Origin of the sequence: Bacillus sp. YBsi01, from assembly GCF_038406745.1 — a bacterium.
Lineage (GTDB): Bacteria > Bacillota > Bacilli > Bacillales > Bacillaceae > Bacillus > Bacillus siamensis.
On sequence record NZ_CP151679.1, the window covers coordinates 3,417,510 to 3,436,970 of the forward strand.

Here is a 19,461-nt window from a genome sequence, read left to right on the forward strand (position 1 = left end):
AGGCAGCATGCCTGTTTATTTTTTTTTGCGTGAAAGAGCGAAGAAAAACGGGAAGGCGGAACCGGCCAATAACGTACCGAATAAAAACATGCCCCCGATGAACACATGATAGTTCACTCCGCCGATCCAAAGCCCCGTGATTAAGGAAACGATGCTCAATGCGACCATCACAAAACCGGGAATCAGGCGTTTCTTGCCCGTTGTCCGATAAGCAATAAGAGAACAGAAGATGCCGATGACAATCGGCACGATCCACAGATAAAAAAGGATAAATACTGACATAAGCAAAACTCCGATTTTTTCTTCTATCATACCAAAAACCCCCGGAAAAAGATACGAACGAGAGCCGGCGCCAAAAGAAAAAAACCGGCCAATAGCGGCCGGTTTTTTTAACGGAAAGAATCGTAAATCACAAACAGATTAAGCGCGATCACCAAAACCGCAATCAGCCAGGCGAGAGCCGTCACCCATTTACGGTTCGTCAGGGCGCCCATCAGGCGTCTGTTGCTCGTAAACATAATCAGCGGCACGAGCGCAAAGGAGATGCCGAATGAAAGAACGACCTGGCTCCATACAAGCGCTTCTGTGGCGTTGACCCCTGAGATAATGATGACCATCGGCGGAATAATGGTAATGAAACGCCGCAAATAAAGCGGGATACGGTAACGGATGAAGCCCTGCATGATAATGTCGCCTGACAATGTGCCGACAGAAGAGCTCGAAAGCCCCGCGGCCAGCAGCCCGATTCCAAAGAGAGCGGCTGATGCCGGCCCGATATAGTGGCCGAATTGCTGATAAGCCACGTCTAAATCTTCTACATACAGCCCGTTCTTGAAGAAAAGCGCCGCCGCTACAATCAGCATGCTTGCGTTAATCGCCCCTGCGATCACCATCGCGATGAGAATGTCAATCGTCTCGAATTTAAAAATCTTTTTCCGCTCGTTATCCGTTTTTCCGACGACACGGCGCTGTGTCAGTGCGGAATGTAAGTAAATGGCGTGCGGCATCACGGTTGCGCCGAGTATCCCGGTTGCCAGAAGCACACTGTCCATTCCGTCAATTTTCGGGATGAACAGCCCTTCGAGAACGGAAGCGGCGTCAGGCTTGGCGAAGAAGGTTTGCAGGGCGAAGGCGATCACCACCACAAACAGAAGTCCGGCAATGCCCGCTTCCAGCGCCCGGTAACCGCGGCGCTGCAGCTCTAAAATCGCGAATGAGCCGATCGCCGCGATAATGGCCGCTTCCATCATCGGTATGCCGAACAGCAGATTGAGTCCGAGGGCCGCTCCGATAAACTCGGCCAGATCAGTCGCCATAATCACCAATTCACCCTGTATCCACAACCCGGCGGATACCCATTTCGGATACCGGTCTCTGGCGATTTCCGGCAGGTTTTTACCCGTGGCGATGCCGAGCTTCGCGGAAAGAACCTGAATTAAAAAAGCCATCAAGTTTGAAAAGAGGATGACCCACAACAGCATATACCCGAATTTCGAACCAGCTGAGATATTCGTAGCGAAGTTTCCCGGATCAATGTAGGCAATCGCCGCGATAAATGCGGGACCTAAAAAAGGCAGAAGCCGCTTGAATCCCTTGCTTTTGCCGTCAAGTGCATCCTGAATGGCTTTTGCTTGCAATGATTGTGCTGAGATGTCTTTGCTCATTATGTCTCACCTAAATTCCGATAGATTTTTAGCTAAATAACAAAAAGTTTCCTAGATGCAAATTATTTTATCTACATCATAAATCCGCTAATATGAGATGTCAAGCTCTTTATGTTCAATAAACCAGTACATGTATGCCCTGTTTTATCTATGATATGTATCCCGCCCGAGAAAGGTCCGAAAATGAAAAAGACATCGTATTCGGAAAGAAACGATGCCGTTCTCAACGATGTTTCCGCACGGGTTCTCCATTTTAAAAAGGGTGAAAGAGTACACTGTCCCATAAATCGTCAGAACCTTCCGTCCGCCAGCACAGATTTGAAAAAAGACGGCACATTTCCTCCATTTTGCCGGGTAAATAGAATAATAATGAACCTTTCCATTGGAAGATAAAACCTTCCTGTACCATTCAAATGACCTCCGGAAAAACTCCGGACGCTCTGAATAAATGTTTGAATCAACGATATATCAGTGATTCAAGTCCAATAAACCGCTGTTATTTATCGAAACAAAGAAAGCGCTTTATCATTCGCGCAGAAAAGAAGTTGGAGCATTAGACTTATTTCAGTCTTCCGGGCGAAAACGTATAATAACCTCAGGAAAGCTTTCCAGACATATGATAAAAGAGGGGGAATTTTCTTGGTACGTCGTTTGTCGGTCTTTTCTCTAGCCATGATGTTTGTTGTTTCTTTATTCGCTTTTGGCGGCTCTGCATCAGCTGCAATTTTTACACCTAAAGCTGAACCGGACGTTTCCATTTTAGCCAGCGGGGGAACAGTCGGTATTTACGGAGCTAATATGCGCTCATGCTCTAAGGTCAGCTGTTCAACAATTACAACATTCTCAAGCGGTAAAAAAATTACAGGTTCTTGGGTAACCGGTGAATATGTTCAAGGCCACTACACCAATTCTAATAAATGGCTGAAAGTCACGTATGCCGGAGCGACAGGCTACGTGTCAGTCACCACTCTTTCTTATTATTACGGTTTATAATCAGAAAACCCCGTTCTCTTTAGAGCGGGGTTTTTCCATATATAACGGATCAATTTCCGCGCTTCGTTTCATCATCGTGCTTCATCAGCTGATCGATTTCTTCCTTAGAGGCATTTTCTTTCCACTCTTTCGCCTGACTTGTCGCAATGGGAATGGCCCGTCCTTCTTCATATCCCTCATCCACCATCGCATTCGCGATTTCGATCGCTTTTTTCTTCACAGGTTCCTCGAGATTCTTCAATGATTGCGGATAATCCTTCATTGACCAAGGCATGTCTATCACTCCTTTATAAAAAGTGTTTCCCGCCTGAAGAAAAAGAAAACCGCCTCATCAAAAAGAATGACAGCTATTTTTATGAGAGGCCAGCAATTTCCGAATAAAATATAAAGGATAAAGAAGCAAGTACAGGTTGAATGCCCACCACATAAGATCAAAATCACCGATAAATACCCAAAAGGCAATCGCCTGCAGGCCTGAACAAAAGGTCAGCACAAGTGATATTAATGCGAAAGGGCGCCATAATGCATGTTTCTGTCTATAAAGAAACATGCTGTACAGCCCGGTTATCGAAATGAAAATATCTAAGGGAAAGAATGACCAGTTCCAAGCCATGATCATGGCGTTATCATAATCTTTAAACACCATATTTTTTGGAATCCACTCAAAAAAAGTAACAATCCAATAAATGATAAATCCAATATCTGTAATGAGGAAGAGAACCTTTAAGCCTTTCATCATCTGTTTCTGTCCGTATGAACGCTGATGCCGTTTGATGACGTTTCACTTTCAGAAATAAAGTTTAAGGAAACGACACCGATGATGATCAGAAGAACAGAGACAGCTTTTATGACAGAGAACTGTTCATGGAAGAAAAAAATTCCGATCAAGGAAATCAGTACGATCCCCATTCCCGACCAGACCGCATACGCGATGGAGACACTTATATATTTCAAAGTCAAAGTAAGAAAACAAAGGCTGCCGATATAAAACAATAATAATAAAATACTGGGGACAAGTTTTGTAAAACCATTTGATAATTTCATGCTGACCGTACCCAATACTTCAAAAATGATCGCTAAACTCAAATAAATCCAATGCATTCAACCTTCTCCTTCATTCGTATTATTCAAAATTATACAATATATAGAATTTAAAGAAAATTAAATAATGGAATGCCCTTCCGAATAAAAAACCCGGTCGGGTAAGAAAACACCATAAAGGTATACTATGAAGAAAGAATTCAGAAAGGACGTGCAGGACGGGTGACAGAAGAGCGGACAGACCTGGAAAAACAATTGAGAGACATTCAAAAATGGGAAAAGGCGCAGCAGAGGGTGATGTTCTGGCAAACATTCACCCGCTTGCCGTTTCAGCTTTTGGACAAGCTGACACCGCAATTTATTCAGCGGAAAATCGGACGCATACTCGATGAAACGGGAACGTTTATTCAGTCAGGCGGACAGTATCTTACATCAGAAAAGCGCATCATGAAAAAGTTTCAAAAACGGCTTCCGCACGGAACATGTCAAACGCTTCACGACATTCGCAATGCGCCGCTTGCCGTCATGGACGAAATCGCAGAAGCCATGGCGCGCACAAGTGTAAAGGCCGCGACGGTGCAGGGAGCCGCAACGGGAGTCGGCGGCGTGTTTACGCTTGCGGCAGACATCCCGGCGATGCTCGGTCTGTCTTTAAAGACACTGCAGGATATCGCGATCGCCTACGGCTTTGACCCGAAAGACAAAAAAGAACGCGTGTTTATCGTCAAATTGCTTCAGCTGGTATCGAGTGACGTCATCGGAAAAAAAGCGATCCTGCAGGATTTACGGCAATATGATCAAAACGATCGCACCTATCAGCGCGTTGCCTCGCAGATACAGGGCTGGCGGGAAGTCGTTTACAGCTACCGCGATACGTTCGCTGCGAAAAAACTGCTGCAAATGGTTCCGGCCGCAGGCATCATCTTCGGCGCATCCGCCAACCGTTCAGCTTTAGAAAGCATCGCGGAAACAGGCATCATGCTTTATAAAAAGCGCCGGATTCTAAGCCGGCTGCAGGATGCAGAATGATAAAAAACCACCCGAAAACACATTCAATGTGTTTTCTTTGTTTAGCAGTTCTGAAATCGGGAAACCAACAACCAACACCAATTAAAGGAGGAATTCAAAAATGGCACAAGATAATAACAAAATGAGCAGAGAAGAAGCAGGTAAAAAAGGCGGAGAAGCTACAAGCAATAACCATGACAAAGAATTCTATCAGGAAATTGGTCAAAAAGGCGGAGAAGCCACAAGCAAAAATCACGACAAAGAATTCTATCAGGAAATCGGTGAAAAAGGCGGAGAAGCCACAAGCAAAAATCACGACAAAGAATTCTATCAGGAAATCGGTGAAAAAGGCGGAGAAGCCACAAGCAATAACCATGACAAGGAATTCTATCAGGAAATCGGCCAAAAAGGCGGAGAAGCTACAAGCAAAAATCATGACAAAGAGTTTTATAAAGAAATCGGCCAAAAAGGCGGAAACAGACGAAGCAGCTAATAAAAGCATAAAAGGCAGACAACTTGCAGATCAAAAGCGATCCGGCGCATCAGCTGGATCGCTTTTTGTTTTGGAAAAATCTTGATCTGGGCCGGCGTTGCAGTACAATAAATGAAAAAAGGAGTTTTTACTTGTGTCTGAAATGCAACATTTACTCGCCATCGCCAATAAAGTCAAAGAAAAACACGATAATTTTTCAATCGCGGAGATCAATGACCACTGTGTGCGCCTCGCAGTGTTTACGGGAGAATATGACTGGCACCATCACCCTGACTCAGATGAATGGTTCATTGTTCTTGAAGGTGAGCTGCTGATCGATTTTAAGGACAAAGAAACTGCAGTGCTCAAAGCAAATGACAGCCTGCTCATCCCGAAAGGCACGATTCACCGTACACGCTCATACGTCAGAACCGTGAATCTTTGTGTCGAGCATACGCATGCGAAAACAGTCATCACAGAGGAACTGCCGTGCTGATCAAAAAGATTGTATGTGAAACAGACGCTGCAAACGCTGAAGCATTTTCGCAAGCACAGTCACGGTGGGGAGCATTATCACGTGTAAATGGCTTCGTCAAACAGGCCGGCGGCTGGCGGAAAAACGCAGACGGTCTGTTCATCGCAGAGATCATCAGCGTTTGGGAGAACAGACAGGCCTATGATCATTTTATGGAGAACGAACATGACCGCATATACGAAGAAAACGAGCAGAAGGCTGCGATTCTTTCAATAAAAGTGATGCTGTACGAAGAGGATGCACCTTTCATTCACGAGCTGTTACATCACCCGGACATCCGATACGAACCGGATTGGACAGTTGTGCGCACATAAAAAAAGCCCCTTTAGAGGGCTTTTTTATTTTCGTCCGGGAAGCGTGTTGTGGACATAAGGCGGGACGGGATCCAGCTTCGCTATTTCGCCGTGCGCTTTCGGTTCCTTTTCGTATTCAAAAGGTTCGCCGTCCGGCGCTTTTTCTTTCAGCCAATTTTGTTCAGCGCTTTCTGCTCCATCTGAGAAATGGATAAGTTTATGCGAGAATGACTGCTTTTCCAGCGCCTTCGGGAAAGTGGAAGGAACGATCGGGCCTTCCTGTGCTTCTAATTCTTTAATTGCCGCAAGCCATTGGTTTTGATGCATGGTGTCGCGGGCCAATAAAAAGCTGAGCATATCTTTCACGCCTTTATCATCGGTCATTTCATACAGGCGTGCGACTTGAAGCCTTCCTTGTGATTCGGCGTTCAGATTAGCGCGGAAGTCTGCCAGGAGGTTTCCGCTTGCGACGATATAGCCTGCGCTCCAAGGAACGCCCGTGCTGCTCTCCGGCATGGCGCCCAGTCCTGAGACGATCGCATGATGCGGATTCATGCCGCCTAAAATGGACCCGATGACCGGATCATCAGCTGCTTTCTCCTGCTCCGCCAGCGGGGCATCTTCTAACAGTCTCGCAATCATTGTCGCGATCATTTCGACATGGCCGATTTCTTCCGTCGCGGTATCCATCAGGAGATCCTTATATTTTTCATTGCCCCGTGTATTCCAGCCTTGAAATAAATATTGCATGGCGACGGATATTTCCCCGTATTGTCCGCCCAAGATTTCCTGCATCTTTTTTGCGAACAGCGGGTCAGGACGATCCGGTTTAGCCGGATGCTGCAGTTTTTTCGTATGTGTAAACATGTTTCCATCTCCTTTTTTATTTGTCCCTATTTACTTCCCCATCAGGAAAAGGGATGAAACGGAGATGGGCGTATCGGTCCTGCTAAGGATCGCGCCGCAAAGATAACAAGTCTTGCACAAGCCCCCGGCCGATCACCTGTTCATATTGTCCGTAAACCGGATCGAGGCGTTTCATCCACTTTTTCTTTTCCGCTTTCGTCAGCACGTGAATATTGATGGATGAATTCTTCTTGATTTCTTGAAGCTGGTCTTTATTCATTTTCTCAGCGGAGGCTTCGTTCCATTCCGTTGTTTCTTTCATCGCCTCCGTTAAGATGGTTCTCGTTTTTTCCGTCTGTGAATTCCAGAAATGTTCGTCGGTCATCACGGCATAACCGAGATATCCGTGATTGCTGATTGTCAAATAATCTTGAACATTATAAAATTTTTTAGAATAGATATTTGAAATCGTATTTTCCTCTCCGTCTACGAGATTGCTTTCCAAGAGCTGAAACGTGGAATTAAAGGAATCCTGCCGCGGGTGCGCGCCGAGCAGGCGGTATTGGTCCTCGATCACGCTGCTCGGCATGATCCTGAGCGCCTGTCCTTTCAAGTCGTCCGGAGTGAAGATAGGCCCTTTGTTCGACGTGAGCTGCTTAAATCCGTTCGTCCAGTATGCCAGGCCTTTCAAATGATGCTTTTCTAAAGAAGCGAACAGGCGAGTCCCGATTTTGCCGTTTAGGCCTTCTTGTACGGCTTTATAGTTTGTAAACGCGTACGGCAGATCTAAAACACCCCATTCGGGCGACAGTAATCCGAGCTTTGAGGTGGAGGGAGCGATGAATTGCACGTCCCCGTTTTGGAGGGCGTTTATTTCTTCATTATCTGAATAGAGGCTCCCGTTTGGAAACACCTCTACTTTAATGGTCCCGCCTGACTTTTGATAGACCAGATCGGCGAATTTATTCGCCGCCCGCCCTTTAGGCGTGTTTTCAGCAACGACATGGCTGAATTTGAACACCATTTGATCTTTCAGGCCTTCCTGTTCGTCATCATAATACGGTTCATCCGTTGGGAAACGATCATGAAAGCCGATGAATAAAGCGGTTCCGATACCGAGTACCATCAGGCTGAGACACGTCAGCAAGCTTTTCATCGAAAACCCCCTCCGCCATTTTCTATAACAAGCATAATCGGGCGGGCCGTTTTCGTAAAGAGACGGAAAGGAAGAGGCCAATGACGAAAAAAAAGCTCACCATCCGCTGGAAAATCACCATACTTTCTTATATCGTCGTGCTTTTTACCTTTTTGATCGTCGGCATCGTGCTGATCGGAAATATTCAGCATACAGAGGAGCGCGAGCTGAAAAAACGGCTGATGAATACCGCACGGACGGTATCTGAGATGACCGATGTCAAACGCGCCCTGGAGCAGAAAAAGCAGAGGGAAGACGTGCGCCATGCGGTCGAAGAAATAAGGATCATCAATGAAGCGGACTACATCGTCGTCATGGATATGGACCATATCCGTTATTCACATCCCGTCAGCACGATGATCGGGAAGCGTTCAAGAGGTGAAGACGAAGCGGCAGCGTTTGCCGAGCACATTTATTTTTCCGAAGCAAAGGGAGAAATCGGCACTGCCGTCCGCGCTTTTTATCCGATAAAAGATCGGGATCTGAATCAGATCGGTGTCGTCCTTGCCGGTAAAACGCTGCCCGGCTTTGGTGAAATCCTTCTTCAGCTGAAACATGACATTCTCTTTATCGTTCTGCTGGCGCTCGGGTTCGGACTGGCCGGCTCCTTTTTGCTGGCCCGCCACATCAAAAAACAAATGTTTTGGCTGGAGCCCCATGAGATCGTGAGAATGTATGAGGAACGGACCGCTACGTTTCATTCGATGAATGAGGGCGTCATCGCGATCGATAATCAGCATCACATCACCATTTTTAATGAAAAAGCGAAGCAGATATTCAATGTCAGACAAGAGACCGATGGCAGGCTGATCTGGGACGTGTTAAAAGATTCGCGGCTCCCGGAGATCGTCGAGCGGAACCGGGCTGTATATAACGAAGAAATCCAAGTCAGCGGAAAGGTGATCATGAGCAGCAGAATTCCGATCGTCATGAAAAAGAAGGTCATCGGCGCCGTCGCCATATTCCAGGACAGGACGGAAGCGGCGAAAATGGCTGAAGAGCTGACGGGCGTGAAAAATTTTGTCGATGCGCTCAGAGTCCAAAATCACGAACACATGAACAAGCTTCACACCATCGCGGGACTGATTCAGCTCGGAAAATCAGAAAAAGCGCTCCAGCTTGCTTTCAAGGCATCATCAGAACAAGAAAGCGTCACAGAATTCCTTCATCAGGCCATTCAGAATGACGCCGCGGCGGGGCTTCTGTTGAGCAAAATCAAAAGAGGCAAAGAGCTCGGCATTTCTGTGAAAATTGATGAAAACAGCAGCTTTTCACAATTTCCGGTGCATGTGGACCAGCATGATATCGTCGTCCTGCTCGGCAATTTAATCGAAAACGCGTTCGGCGCATTCGAAACAGCCGACACGGAGGACAAACACATTGACATCAGTATCGAGCAAAATGAAGAAGTGCTTGCGATATTAATAGAAGACAATGGAAGCGGGATTTCAGATGAGCATATCCCGCACATTTATGAAAAAGGGTTTACCGTCAATAAAACGGGCGGCACGGGATACGGCTTGTACCTCGTCAAACAGATCGTCGACAAAGGGATGGGCATCATTGAAGTCGACACACGGCAGGGACAGGGAACGGCATTTTCTATTTTATTTCCGATGAAGGGGGAGGAATCGATAGATGGACATCAAGGTGCTGCTTATTGAAGATGATCCGATGGTGCAGGAGGTGAATAAAGAATTTATCACCGGCGTTTCAGGATTCAGCGTCATTGCCACGGCAGCTGACGGAGACGAGGGAATCAGGCTTATAAAAGATCTTCGGCCCGAACTCGTGGTATTAGACGTGTACATGCCGAAAAAAGACGGAATTAAAACGCTTCAGGAAATCAGAAAACAAAAGCTCGAAGTGGACGTCATCATCGTCTCGGCTGCAAAAGACAAAGAAACGATCCAGCTTATGCTGCAAAACGGCGCGGCCGACTATATTTTGAAGCCGTTTAAGCTGGAGCGGATGAGACAGGCGCTCGAAAACTTTAAACAATATAAACGGAAAATGGAACAGCATGACACCATGTCGCAAGACCAGCTTGACGCGCTGCTTAAAATTCCGCAAAATCCGTCCCGGGATCTGCCGAAGGGGTTAAATCATTTTACGATGAATGAAATTATAACCTATATGAAACGGCAGACGGAGCCGCTTTCAGCTGAAGAAGCCGCCAAAGCGCTCGGAATCGCCAGAGTGACGGCGCGGCGCTATCTTGATTTTCTTGAGAAAGACGGTCAGATTAAGCTCGACATTCAGTACGGGGGAGTGGGCCGGCCGATTAACCGCTACAAATTCGTCCGTTAGCCGAGACCAAAAAGACCAAAATGTCCGTTATGAACATAAGCTTCCCCTCTTCATTTGAAAACGCTATCATTTCAGCATAGACACAGCGAGAGGCAAGGGGGAGCAGGGATGAAAATATTCAAAAATCTCACGGTGCAAGTCATCACGGCGGTCATCATCGGCGTCATCGTCGGGCTTGTATGGCCTGAGGCCGGGAAACAGATGAAACCGCTCGGCGATACATTTATCAATGCGGTAAAAATGATTATCGCACCGATCATATTCCTGACGATCGTGCTTGGCATCGCCAAGATGGGAGATATGAAAAAAGTCGGCAAAGTCGGGGGAAAAGCATTTATTTATTTTGAAGTCGTGACCACCATTGCCCTTATTATCGGACTTCTGGTCGTCAATATCATGAAACCCGGTGAGGGGCTTGATTACAGCAAGCTTGAAAAAGGGGATGTCTCTCAGTACACGCAAAACGGGGGACAGGGAATTGATTGGATTGAATTTATCACTCACATCGTTCCGTCAAACATGGTTGACGCTTTTGCGAAAGGTGACATTCTTCAGGTCTTATTCTTTTCTGTTTTATTCGGAGTCGGCTTGGCAGCGCTCGGTGAAAGAGGCAAAAGCATTATTGATTTCTTCGATAAACTGTCGCACGTCTTTTTCAAGATCATCGGCTACATCATGCGCGCGGCGCCGATCGGCGCATTTGGGGCCATGGCCTATACGATCGGGCACTTCGGACTTGATTCCATCAAGCCGCTGGCGAGTCTGATGCTGTCTGTATACGTTACAATGTTCCTGTTTGTATTTGTCGCTTTGAATATCATTTGCAAGCTTTTCGGTTTCAGTTTGTGGAACTATCTCCGGTTTATTAAAGATGAACTGCTCATCGTTCTCGGCACAAGCTCTTCTGAGTCCGTCCTGCCGCGGATGATGGATAAAATGGAGCGCTACGGCTGTTCCAAATCGGTTGTCGGTCTTGTGATTCCGACGGGGTATTCCTTTAATCTGGACGGCACCTCGATTTACCTTTCCATGGCAACGGTTTTTCTGGCGCAGGTGTTCGGCGTTGACCTTACCATCGGTCAGCAGGTTACAATCATTCTCGTGTTAATGCTGACATCAAAAGGCGCGGCGGGCGTAACCGGAAGCGGATTTATCGTGCTCGCCTCCACTTTGTCGGCACTCCAGGTAATCCCGCTGGAGGGGCTTGCGCTGCTCCTCGGTGTTGACCGCTTTATGAGTGAAGGAAGGGCGATCGTCAATCTGATCGGAAACGGAATCGCCACGATCATCGTAGCCAAGAGCGAAAATGAGTTTGACGAAGCAAAAAGCACACAGGCCGTAAAAGAAATGAAAACGGCGGTATAAAATGGGAGGAACGGCATGCATCCGGCATGCCGTTCTTTTTTTTGTCTGCCATGAGTAAAAAAGATAAATTTGTTTAAATTTATTAGGAGGTGGACAAAGACCTTAGCGTCATTTTGTTATATAATTTACAATTAGAGAGTGAAAGATGAAATCTAAGGGCTTTTTGTCCTAGCAGGAGTGTATAAATGGCGGCTATTTTTAAATTTTTTCAGCATCCGGGTGTCAGACGTTTTTCCGTTTTTCTTGTTTTGACTGGGGTGTTAGTTGTATTCCGAAGTATGATTAATTTGATTTTGCTTACGTTTATTTTTACTTTTCTGATGGATCGGCTGGAGACTGTCATCCGGCACGTGTTGAACCATTTTTTCCGTATCAGTCAGAGGGTGGTCATCACCATTTTATATATTGCGCTGGCTGTCGGAGCGACTGTGGGAGGTTTTGTCTTCTACCCGATTGTTGCCAAGCAGATTGAACAGCTGATTAAGCAGATCAAGCATATCGCGTATCATCCCGATGTCATCCCGTTTTATGATGAAATATCGAGCGTGTTCGGTGACATTAATATCGGTTCTTATGTAAAAGAAGGATTTAATGTACTGTATACATACTTGGCCGATATCAGCACTTTCGGTTTGCAGGTCGTGATGTCACTGATTCTCAGCATGTTTTTCCTGTTCGAGAAAAAGCGGCTCACGGAATTCATGAAAAAATTTCAGCACAGCAAGCTGTCTGTCTTTTACTATGAACTTGCTTTTTTCGGCAGCAAGTTTGCGAGAACATTCGGCAAAGTGATTGAAGCACAATTTATTATCGCGCTGGTGAACTGTATCCTCACCTTCATCGCATTGGCCATTCTGCATTTTCCGCAGCTGTTCGGCCTGTCCATCATGGTCTTTTTCCTCGGGCTCATTCCCGTGGCAGGTGTGGTGATTTCGCTCATCCCGCTCAGTATCATCGCGTATACGACGGGCGGCGCTGCGTACGTCATCTACATCGTATTGGTCATTTTCGTCATTCACGCGATTGAGACGTATTTCCTCAATCCGAAACTGATGTCAGCGAAAACGGAACTTCCGATCTTTTTTACCTTTACGGTTTTGATTTTCTCGGAACATTTCTTCGGCATTTGGGGCTTGATTATCGGGATTCCGATTTTTGTGTTCCTTCTGGATATTCTGGATGTCGTCAATAATGAAGAGAAAGAAAAATCCGGACCGGGGCCGGAGAAGACGTAACAGCCCCGGCTCTTCACGAATAAATGACAAATGTTATAATGCAGACAGTGCCTTATGTACGGGCACTGTTTATTTTTTTTGAAAAAGGAGGAAGGCTGTATGACTGAGCCGATTTTACATATTGAAGGCCTTGACAAAACAATAGGCAAAAAGCACATTTTGAAAAACATCAGCATGGATGTCAGGCAGGGCGAGATCATCGGTTTGCTCGGTCCGAACGGGTCGGGAAAAACTACATTGATCCGCATCATCGTCGGTCTTTTAAAGAAAAACAGCGGCACGATTACAATTAACGGCTTTCAGCACGATACTGAGTTCGAAAAAGCGTTGGAATCCGTCGGCGCGATCGTGGAAAACCCTGAATTCTACCCGTATCTGACGGGATGGGAAAACCTGAAGCACTTTGCCAACATGCACAAAAACATCAAAGAGGACAGGCTTCAGGAAGTCATCGAGCGGGTCGGGCTCGCAAATGCCGTTCACGACAAAGTTAAAACGTATTCCCTCGGCATGCGTCAGCGTCTCGGGATTGCACAGGCCATTCTTCACCGTCCGAATCTGCTCATTTTAGATGAACCGACAAACGGGCTTGATCCCGGCGGAATGAAAGATTTTCGCGATCACTTAAAAGAGCTCGCGGAACTTGAAGGGACGAGCATCCTTTTTGCGACGCATTTATTGCGTGAAGTGGAGGACCTTTGCGACCGTGTCATCATCATTCAAAAAGGTGAAATCAAAACAGAGGTCGTTCTGCGAGGCGCAGCGGAAAAAGAAGAAAAAGCCGTCCTCGACATACAGCCTGCTGACGAAGCATTCGAATGGCTGTCCCAACAGCAGTTTGCTCTGGAGAAAAACGGCGGGGGCATTACCGTCACCGTAGCGAAGAAGGACATCCCGGAATTAAACCGGGCGCTCGTCGGACAAGACTTTCTCGTGTATTCCATCATGCCGTATGCGGAATCGCTTGAGGATGAATTCATGAAAGTGACGGCGGCACTTCAAGAGGAGGGGGAGACGAATGTTTAAATTGACAGCGAATGAGCATATGAAACTCTTTAATCGTAAAGTCTCATTAGTGGCGCTGATTTTAATGGCCGTTCTTCAGTTTATTATGGCGCTCGTCATTAAACGGCTTGTCATCAGCTCCGGAACGGACGAGAATTTCATCGGCTATATGGCGTACGCGCCCGGGCTCAATATTCTGCTTGAAGCATTAACGATCGTCATTGCGGCGACGATCATTTCAGCTGAATTTGATAAGAAAACGATTAAATTTTTGTTAATCCGTCCGGTAAAGCGGGAGCGGATTTTTATATCTAAACTCATTACCGTATTTTTGGTCAGCTTGTACCTGTATGCGGCGTACTATATTCTGTCTCTGCTGTTCGGCATGGCTTTCTTCGGAGTGTCGGTGACATCTGAATCAGGGACGCTTCTTGTAAACACACTGAAAGTAATCGGCACGAACTGGGTCGAGGCATTTGCGATGGCATGCTTCGGATTGCTGTGCTCTTCCTTATTCCGTAACAGCGCCACGGCCGTCATTCTGTCATTTATCGTCCTGTACGGCGCAAAATCACTTGTGACGATTATGTCAGTCTTCCAAAACAAATGGGGAAGCTTCCTGCTGTTCGCGAATACGGACCTGACGCAATACATGAGCGGGGCGAAACCGCTGTTTGCGGGAATGACGCCGTTATTTTCGACAGGCATTATCATTATCCATATCGTCTTCTTCTTAGCCGTCGCTTGGTGGAGCTTTTGCAAACGCGATGTTCGGGTATAAAGTAAAGGAATGACATTTTTGTGAAAAAGATCACGATAAATCAATAATTTATGCTATTTTGATTTATAATAAAGGTAATGACGGAGGTGCTCACTTGAGAAATTTTATTACCGCATTACCGATTGTGTTATTGCTTGGTTTTTCCTTTGTGTCATTCATGTTCCAATTCGAACATCTTGTTTATTTCAGGCTTGCGCTGGGATTGTTTTCTACAGTGGGTCTGTTTCTCTTATATAAAATGAAGACGGGATTCCGTTATTTCATCATCTACCTGTATGCAAGCTGGATCGTGCTTGCGGCGGTTACCGCGTTTGAAGAGCCGATATTCTCAAGCTTTTTCTTTGGCGGACTTGTGATGACGATGGGTTACCTCACATATATGCTGATTTATCTCGGGCTCAAGCAGGACCGCGGCCCGGAAGCAGTCTGAACACGCTATTCTATGGAATAGCGTGTTTTTTTGTACAGCCTTACAGTTGCGAAACGGGACTTGAATCTCTATAATACTTATTAACTTTATCGGAATTATAATGGGGGGATTCCAGTGTCTTTATGGATACAGAACGAACGGCAGAGAGAATGGATTGAAAAAATCGGCCTGCTTGCAGACGAATTTCAAAAAACAGCCGCGCTTGATGACGAAGAGGGCCGTTTTCCCGCGGAGAAAATTGAAAGACTGCGGGACGCGGGATATACGGCGTTAACGGTACCTGAGGCCTTCGGCGGTGCAGGCATTTCCGTTTATGATATGGTGCTGTTTCAGGAACGGCTGGCCCGGGGAGACGCGGCTGTTGCTCTCGGAATCGGCTGGCATTTATCTGTCATGGGAGAGCTCGGAGAAGAAAACAGCTGGAATGAAGATGTCTTTTCTTTTATCACAGAAGAGGTGAAAAAGGGAGCCGTCCTGAACAGGGCAGCGACTGAACGGCAGACCGGCAGTCCGACGAGGGGAGGAAGACCCGGCACTTCCGCTGTCAAAAAAGACGGAAAATGGGTGCTGAGCGGCCGGAAAACTTTTACAACCCTTTCACTGACTTTGGATTATATGCTTGTGACGGCATGGATTGAAGAAAAACAAACGACCGGTGTTTTTCTCATCCATAAAGACCAGGAGGGCGTCTCGGTCGAAGAAACGTGGGATATGATCGCCATGAAGGCGACCGGAAGCCACGACCTCATTTTAGATGATGTCACGGTCAGTGACGAGCGGCTCGTGGAGCTTATCAGCGGGCCGAGAGCGGCGAAAGTGAATGGCTGGCTGCTTCACATTCCCGCTGCTTATTTGGGTATCGCTCAAGCAGCAAGGGACTATGCCGTCCGGTTTGCATCCGAATATTCGCCAAACAGCCTGAACGGACCGATTAAAGACGTGCCGGCCGTTCAGCAGCGTGTCGGGGAAATGGAGCTTGAATTATTAAAAGCGAGACAGTTTCTTTTCACGGCGGCGCAAATGTATGATGACCCGAAACGCCGCCCTTTCATCAAAAGCGAACTCGGCGCGGCAAAACATATTGTGACAAATGCCGTCCTTTCCGTTGTTGATAAAGCCATGAGAATCACCGGCGCGAAAAGCCTGGAGCGAAACAACCCGCTTCAGCGGTATTACCGGGACGCCCGCGCCGGCCTTCACAACCCGCCGATGGACGATGCGGTGATCGGCAAATTAGCGGCGGAAGCCTTTGAGCAATAAAAAAAGAGCCTGAAATAGGCTCTTTTTATGTATGGCTGTTGTGCCGGAGCAATTTTTGATGCTTGCGGTCGATTCTGTCATAAATGACATTCATCAGCTTTTGACTGTTCATAATGGCCGCCTTGTTTTCTTTTATCAGCTGTTCGTATGTTTTTATTTTCCGTTTCGCCATGAGCCCGCACCTTCCTTACATATTTGATATTCGCTTTCTAACTCTCCAAGCGATAATTCATATAAGTGCCGTTCTGACTTCTTGTATATTCCGTTACTGATCAGCAAATGGATCAGATGTTTTTTACGTCCTTCGAATGATGGTCTGAGTTGAGGAGAAGATCTCATGATTACCCTCCTAATCAAATGATATTGAGAATCATTATCAGTTAATGAAAGTATACAATGAGCCTATTCATATGTAAAGAGAAAATACCGCCAATTTTTCGACAAAAAGTTTCCCGGGGAATAATGCTGTCGAATTGATTGCATTTCCGGCATATCAAAGCTGCTATTTTTCTGCTTTTCCATCCATACTATGAATGAGAATGGAGGAGTCCTTACATGAATGATCAAACGGCAAATTTAAAACGGGGCGAGAAAGGCGCGATTCTGAATATCGCCGCATACCTCATCCTTGCCGCCGTCAAATTGGCGATCGGTCTTATTTATCATTCCGAAGCGCTTAGAGCGGACGGGTTAAATAATGCCACGGATATTGTCGCATCTCTTGCTGTGCTGATCGGGCTCCGGATTTCCCAGCGCCCCGCGGACAGCGATCATGCCTACGGACATTATCGGGCTGAAACAATTTCTTCACTAATTGCGTCTTTTATTATGATGGCGGTCGGGATTGAAGTGCTGATCGGGGGAGCGAAGGCGGTTATCAGCGGAACGGAGGCCGAACCGAGCTACATTGCGGCATGGACGGCGCTCGGAGGCGCGATCGTCATGTACGGCATGTATGTATATAACAGCCGTCTTGCAAATCGGATCAAAAGTTCGGCGCTTCATGCGGCGGCGAAAGACAGCCGATCTGACGCATATGTCAGTATTGGGGCGTTTATAGGTGTCATAACGGCCCGCTTTCATCTGCCGTGGATTGATCCGGTCATTGCTTTTCTGATCGGGATTATCATCTGTAAGACGGCATGGGACATCTTCAAAGATGCTTCCCACTCATTGACGGACGGATTTGACTTGAAAGATTTGGAACCGTACAAACATACGGTGAAAGAAATAAAAGAAGTCAGCAGGCTGAAGGATGTGAAAGCAAGGTATTTGGGAAGCACGGTTCATGTGGAAATGGTCATTACGGTAGATCCGGGACTGTCTGTGAAAGAAGGTCATGAAGTAGCCGATGAGGTCGAATGTGCAATAAAACATGAACATGATGTGACTCATGTCCATGTTCATGTAGAGCCTGAAGTCATAAACAAAGATCACGAAACGAATTAAATATGCTGTGATAAAAACTCTGTGACTTCTTCCGGAGTTTTCGCGTTTGCGCTGTGCAGATGCGCTTTCTTTTCACCGTCTTTAAAGACCAGAAGGCTCGGGATGCCCATCACTTGATATTTGTCGGCAAGCTCAGGGAGTTCGTCTCTGTTCAGCTCATACCAATCATTTTGATTATATTCTTCCAAAATATCGCCGATGAACATATTCATGCGCGTGCAGTCAGGGCACCAGTCAGCGAAAAATTTCACGATGATTTCCTTGTCGGATTGAATAAGTTCATTAAATTGTTCTGTTGTACTGATTTTTTTCATATGACACATCTCCTTTTCCATGCCATTTTAATATAAAATAAAAAGGAATTACATACAAATGCTTTCATATTCAGAATGCCCAAAAATAATTAGATCATTTTCTGATGAAAATGATAAGATAGTAAAGATGAATTGCTGTGGGGGGAATATCCATTGAAAACAAGTCTAGGATTGGTGTACGGCGGAAAGTCAGCCGAACACAATGTATCGCTGCAGACAGCACTGGCTGTAACAAAAGCGCTTAATACTGATAAGTTTGATATACATCCGATTTACATCACTGAAAAAGGAGAGTGGCAAAGAGGCCCGCTTCTGACTGAACCGGTTTCCAACGTGAAAATGCTCCAGCTGGAACAAAATGGTGAAAGCTTTGCTCTTTCAGCATTGAACCGGGAAATGTTTCCTGAAGCGTCGGCTGACGAGAAGGCGCCGATTGACGTCGTATTTCCGCTTCTCCACGGACCGAACGGTGAAGACGGCACGATTCAAGGACTGCTGGAGCTGCTGAATGTTCCTTATGTCGGCAACGGAGTGCTTGCATCATCAGCTGGCATGGATAAAGTCATCATGAAGCATTTGTTTGCTCAAGCGGGGCTTCCGCAGGCGAAGTATGCCGCTTTCTTAAAAAAGGATTGGAAACAGACGCCGGACAGCTGCTTACAGCAGGTTGAAGAGGAGCTGGGGTATCCGTGCTTTGTCAAACCGGCGAACCTCGGATCAAGTGTCGGAATCAGTAAATGCCGAAACCGTGAAGAGCTTGAAAAAGCCTTCGAACTGGCTTTTGAGTATGACCGGAAAATTGTTGTGGAAGAAGGAATCGCCGGCAGAGAAATCGAAATCGGCGTGCTTGGAAATGACGAACCGAAATGTTCCGCCGTCGGTGAAATCGCTCCGAAGACCGACTTTTACGACTATAAAGCGAAATACGAAGATGGCGACACTGATTTAATGATTCCCGCGCAAGTGACGGATGAACAGTACGCGGAAATCAGCGAGATGGCGATTAAAGCCTTCAAAGCGATTGATGGCTCAGGCCTCGTCCGCGCCGATTTCTTCCTGACCAATGACGGTCAAGTGCTCATTAACGAAGTGAACACAATGCCGGGCTTTACGCCATTCAGCATGTTCCCGCTGCTGTGGAAAGAAGCCGGCGTAGATTACAGCGATCTGATCGAGCAGCTGGTTGAGCTGGCAAAAGAACGCCATGCCGAAAAACAGCTGATTAAACATACATTTTAATGAAGACGGACACTGCCTGAAGAGGG

General features: G+C 46.5%; 23 protein-coding genes and 2 pseudogenes. 15 read left to right on the forward strand and 10 right to left on the reverse strand.

Annotated features, from left to right (window positions below):
- Positions 1-15: 15 nt before the first annotated feature.
- Both AADZ70_RS17180 and AADZ70_RS17185 read right to left on the reverse strand, forming a co-directional pair.
- Positions 16-282: a hypothetical protein gene (locus tag AADZ70_RS17180; protein ID WP_029575267.1), complete on the reverse strand. Its 267-nt coding sequence runs from the start codon at positions 280-282 to the stop codon at positions 16-18.
- Positions 283-389: 107 nt separating this feature from the next.
- A complete protein-coding gene (locus AADZ70_RS17185; RefSeq protein WP_156187160.1) occupies positions 390-1,667 on the reverse strand; it encodes an Nramp family divalent metal transporter in 1,278 nt (425 codons plus the stop codon).
- A gap of 636 nt (positions 1,668-2,303) precedes the next feature.
- Here AADZ70_RS17185 and AADZ70_RS17190 point away from each other — a divergent pair.
- Positions 2,304-2,657 carry an SH3 domain-containing protein gene (locus tag AADZ70_RS17190; protein WP_342007378.1) on the forward strand — a complete coding sequence of 118 codons (354 nt, stop codon included), beginning with the start codon at positions 2,304-2,306 and terminating at the stop codon, positions 2,655-2,657.
- Between the two features lie 58 nt (positions 2,658-2,715).
- Here the strand turns inward: AADZ70_RS17190 and AADZ70_RS17195 are convergent.
- The 3 genes and pseudogenes from AADZ70_RS17195 to AADZ70_RS17205 form a co-directional block, all read right to left on the reverse strand.
- Positions 2,716-2,931: pseudogene (locus AADZ70_RS17195) on the reverse strand (DUF2188 domain-containing protein); the annotation flags it as partial.
- Between the two features lie 57 nt (positions 2,932-2,988).
- Positions 2,989-3,396, reverse strand: a complete 408-nt coding sequence (locus AADZ70_RS17200; RefSeq protein WP_342007379.1) for a DUF5360 family protein — start codon at positions 3,394-3,396, stop codon at positions 2,989-2,991.
- Positions 3,393-3,758: a multidrug efflux SMR transporter gene (locus AADZ70_RS17205; RefSeq protein WP_016937196.1), complete on the reverse strand. Its 366-nt coding sequence runs from the start codon at positions 3,756-3,758 to the stop codon at positions 3,393-3,395. The genes AADZ70_RS17200 and AADZ70_RS17205 overlap by 4 nt, the downstream gene beginning before the upstream one ends.
- Positions 3,759-3,920: 162 nt before the next feature.
- On the opposite strand from AADZ70_RS17205, the gene AADZ70_RS17210 reads away from it, so the two are divergent.
- The 4 genes from AADZ70_RS17210 (at position 3,921) to AADZ70_RS17225 (ending at position 6,027) form a co-directional block, all read left to right on the forward strand.
- The gene (locus AADZ70_RS17210; protein WP_342007380.1) at positions 3,921-4,727 is read left to right on the forward strand and encodes an EcsC family protein; all 807 of its coding nucleotides are present in this window, start codon (positions 3,921-3,923) and stop codon (positions 4,725-4,727) included.
- Positions 4,728-4,827: 100 nt separating this feature from the next.
- Positions 4,828-5,199: a glucose starvation-inducible protein GsiB gene (gene gsiB, locus AADZ70_RS17215; protein WP_003156229.1), complete on the forward strand. Its 372-nt coding sequence runs from the start codon at positions 4,828-4,830 to the stop codon at positions 5,197-5,199.
- A gap of 133 nt (positions 5,200-5,332) precedes the next feature.
- The gene (locus AADZ70_RS17220; protein WP_045927189.1) at positions 5,333-5,674 is read left to right on the forward strand and encodes a cupin domain-containing protein; all 342 of its coding nucleotides are present in this window, start codon (positions 5,333-5,335) and stop codon (positions 5,672-5,674) included.
- A complete protein-coding gene (locus tag AADZ70_RS17225; RefSeq protein ID WP_342007381.1) occupies positions 5,668-6,027 on the forward strand; it encodes a YdbC family protein in 360 nt (119 codons plus the stop codon). The genes AADZ70_RS17220 and AADZ70_RS17225 overlap by 7 nt, the downstream gene beginning before the upstream one ends.
- Positions 6,028-6,051: 24 nt before the next feature.
- Here the strand turns inward: AADZ70_RS17225 and AADZ70_RS17230 are convergent, their stop codons facing one another.
- Together AADZ70_RS17230 and AADZ70_RS17235 are read right to left on the reverse strand one after the other, a co-directional pair.
- A complete protein-coding gene (locus AADZ70_RS17230; RefSeq protein WP_016937192.1) occupies positions 6,052-6,873 on the reverse strand; it encodes a manganese catalase family protein in 822 nt (273 codons plus the stop codon).
- An 82-nt stretch (positions 6,874-6,955) separates the two neighbouring features.
- Positions 6,956-8,008 (reverse strand): TRAP transporter substrate-binding protein, encoded by a 1,053-nt coding sequence (locus AADZ70_RS17235; RefSeq protein WP_342007382.1) that lies wholly within the window; start codon positions 8,006-8,008, stop codon positions 6,956-6,958.
- Positions 8,009-8,088: 80 nt separating this feature from the next.
- On the opposite strand from AADZ70_RS17235, the gene AADZ70_RS17240 reads away from it, so the two are divergent.
- The 8 genes from AADZ70_RS17240 (at position 8,089) to AADZ70_RS17275 (ending at position 16,433) form a co-directional block, all read left to right on the forward strand.
- Entirely contained in the window at positions 8,089-9,711 is a 1,623-nt protein-coding gene (locus tag AADZ70_RS17240; protein WP_016937190.1) for a sensor histidine kinase, read from the forward strand.
- Positions 9,686-10,357: a response regulator gene (locus AADZ70_RS17245; protein WP_095242084.1), complete on the forward strand. Its 672-nt coding sequence runs from the start codon at positions 9,686-9,688 to the stop codon at positions 10,355-10,357. The genes AADZ70_RS17240 and AADZ70_RS17245 overlap by 26 nt, the downstream gene beginning before the upstream one ends.
- A 108-nt stretch (positions 10,358-10,465) precedes the next feature.
- Positions 10,466-11,722 carry a C4-dicarboxylate transporter DctP gene (dctP, locus tag AADZ70_RS17250; protein ID WP_012116859.1) on the forward strand — a complete coding sequence of 419 codons (1,257 nt, stop codon included), beginning with the start codon at positions 10,466-10,468 and terminating at the stop codon, positions 11,720-11,722.
- Between the two features lie 185 nt (positions 11,723-11,907).
- Positions 11,908-12,957 (forward strand): AI-2E family transporter, encoded by a 1,050-nt coding sequence (locus AADZ70_RS17255; RefSeq protein WP_016937187.1) that lies wholly within the window; start codon positions 11,908-11,910, stop codon positions 12,955-12,957.
- A gap of 99 nt (positions 12,958-13,056) precedes the next feature.
- The gene (locus tag AADZ70_RS17260) at positions 13,057-13,983 is read left to right on the forward strand and encodes an ABC transporter ATP-binding protein (protein ID WP_342007383.1); all 927 of its coding nucleotides are present in this window, start codon (positions 13,057-13,059) and stop codon (positions 13,981-13,983) included.
- A gap of 19 nt (positions 13,984-14,002) precedes the next feature.
- Positions 14,003-14,743 carry an ABC transporter permease gene (locus AADZ70_RS17265; RefSeq protein ID WP_095242095.1) on the forward strand — a complete coding sequence of 247 codons (741 nt, stop codon included), beginning with the start codon at positions 14,003-14,005 and terminating at the stop codon, positions 14,741-14,743.
- Between the two features lie 94 nt (positions 14,744-14,837).
- Positions 14,838-15,173 (forward strand): hypothetical protein, encoded by a 336-nt coding sequence (locus tag AADZ70_RS17270; protein WP_003156210.1) that lies wholly within the window; start codon positions 14,838-14,840, stop codon positions 15,171-15,173.
- A 114-nt stretch (positions 15,174-15,287) separates the two neighbouring features.
- Positions 15,288-16,433 (forward strand): acyl-CoA dehydrogenase family protein, encoded by a 1,146-nt coding sequence (locus tag AADZ70_RS17275; protein WP_095242087.1) that lies wholly within the window; start codon positions 15,288-15,290, stop codon positions 16,431-16,433.
- A gap of 25 nt (positions 16,434-16,458) precedes the next feature.
- Here AADZ70_RS17275 and fbpB read toward each other — a convergent pair whose 3' ends face one another.
- Both fbpB and AADZ70_RS17285 read right to left on the reverse strand, forming a co-directional pair.
- Positions 16,459-16,605 carry a Fur-regulated basic protein FbpB gene (gene fbpB / locus AADZ70_RS17280; protein WP_016937183.1) on the reverse strand — a complete coding sequence of 49 codons (147 nt, stop codon included), beginning with the start codon at positions 16,603-16,605 and terminating at the stop codon, positions 16,459-16,461.
- Positions 16,606-16,615: 10 nt separating this feature from the next.
- Positions 16,616-16,772, reverse strand: a pseudogene (locus AADZ70_RS17285) (Fur-regulated basic protein FbpA); the annotation flags it as partial.
- 216 nt (positions 16,773-16,988) lie between these two features.
- Between AADZ70_RS17285 and AADZ70_RS17290 the strand changes: the two are divergent.
- Positions 16,989-17,882, forward strand: a complete 894-nt coding sequence (locus tag AADZ70_RS17290; protein ID WP_016937181.1) for a cation diffusion facilitator family transporter — start codon at positions 16,989-16,991, stop codon at positions 17,880-17,882.
- Here AADZ70_RS17290 and AADZ70_RS17295 read toward each other — a convergent pair.
- Positions 17,879-18,196: a thioredoxin family protein gene (locus AADZ70_RS17295; RefSeq protein WP_016937180.1), complete on the reverse strand. Its 318-nt coding sequence runs from the start codon at positions 18,194-18,196 to the stop codon at positions 17,879-17,881. The genes AADZ70_RS17290 and AADZ70_RS17295 overlap by 4 nt on opposite strands.
- 153 nt (positions 18,197-18,349) lie before the next feature.
- Here AADZ70_RS17295 and AADZ70_RS17300 point away from each other — a divergent pair, with 153 nt between their 5' ends.
- On the forward strand, positions 18,350-19,435 hold the full coding sequence (locus AADZ70_RS17300; protein WP_013351087.1) for a D-alanine--D-alanine ligase: 1,086 nt from the start codon (positions 18,350-18,352) through the stop codon (positions 19,433-19,435).
- Positions 19,436-19,461 lie beyond the last annotated feature (26 nt).

Excerpts from the sequence above, each read along its gene's own strand:
- AADZ70_RS17180 (WP_029575267.1), bottom strand. The coding sequence starts at position 282 with ATGTCAGTATTTATCCTTTTTTATCTGTGGATCGTGCCGATTGTCATC.
- AADZ70_RS17200 (WP_342007379.1), bottom strand. The coding sequence starts at position 3,396 with ATGATGAAAGGCTTAAAGGTTCTCTTCCTCATTACAGATATTGGATTT.
- AADZ70_RS17205 (WP_016937196.1), bottom strand. The coding sequence starts at position 3,758 with ATGCATTGGATTTATTTGAGTTTAGCGATCATTTTTGAAGTATTGGGT.
- gsiB (WP_003156229.1), top strand. The coding sequence starts at position 4,828 with ATGGCACAAGATAATAACAAAATGAGCAGAGAAGAAGCAGGTAAAAAA.
- AADZ70_RS17230 (WP_016937192.1), bottom strand. The coding sequence starts at position 6,873 with ATGTTTACACATACGAAAAAACTGCAGCATCCGGCTAAACCGGATCGT.
- AADZ70_RS17235 (WP_342007382.1), bottom strand. The coding sequence starts at position 8,008 with ATGAAAAGCTTGCTGACGTGTCTCAGCCTGATGGTACTCGGTATCGGA.
- AADZ70_RS17240 (WP_016937190.1), top strand. The coding sequence starts at position 8,089 with ATGACGAAAAAAAAGCTCACCATCCGCTGGAAAATCACCATACTTTCT.
- AADZ70_RS17245 (WP_095242084.1), top strand. The coding sequence starts at position 9,686 with ATGGACATCAAGGTGCTGCTTATTGAAGATGATCCGATGGTGCAGGAG.
- dctP (WP_012116859.1), top strand. The coding sequence starts at position 10,466 with ATGAAAATATTCAAAAATCTCACGGTGCAAGTCATCACGGCGGTCATC.
- AADZ70_RS17255 (WP_016937187.1), top strand. The coding sequence starts at position 11,908 with ATGGCGGCTATTTTTAAATTTTTTCAGCATCCGGGTGTCAGACGTTTT.
- AADZ70_RS17260 (WP_342007383.1), top strand. The coding sequence starts at position 13,057 with ATGACTGAGCCGATTTTACATATTGAAGGCCTTGACAAAACAATAGGC.
- AADZ70_RS17265 (WP_095242095.1), top strand. The coding sequence starts at position 14,003 with ATGAAACTCTTTAATCGTAAAGTCTCATTAGTGGCGCTGATTTTAATG.
- fbpB (WP_016937183.1), bottom strand. The coding sequence starts at position 16,605 with ATGGCGAAACGGAAAATAAAAACATACGAACAGCTGATAAAAGAAAAC.
- AADZ70_RS17290 (WP_016937181.1), top strand. The coding sequence starts at position 16,989 with ATGAATGATCAAACGGCAAATTTAAAACGGGGCGAGAAAGGCGCGATT.
- AADZ70_RS17295 (WP_016937180.1), bottom strand. The coding sequence starts at position 18,196 with ATGAAAAAAATCAGTACAACAGAACAATTTAATGAACTTATTCAATCC.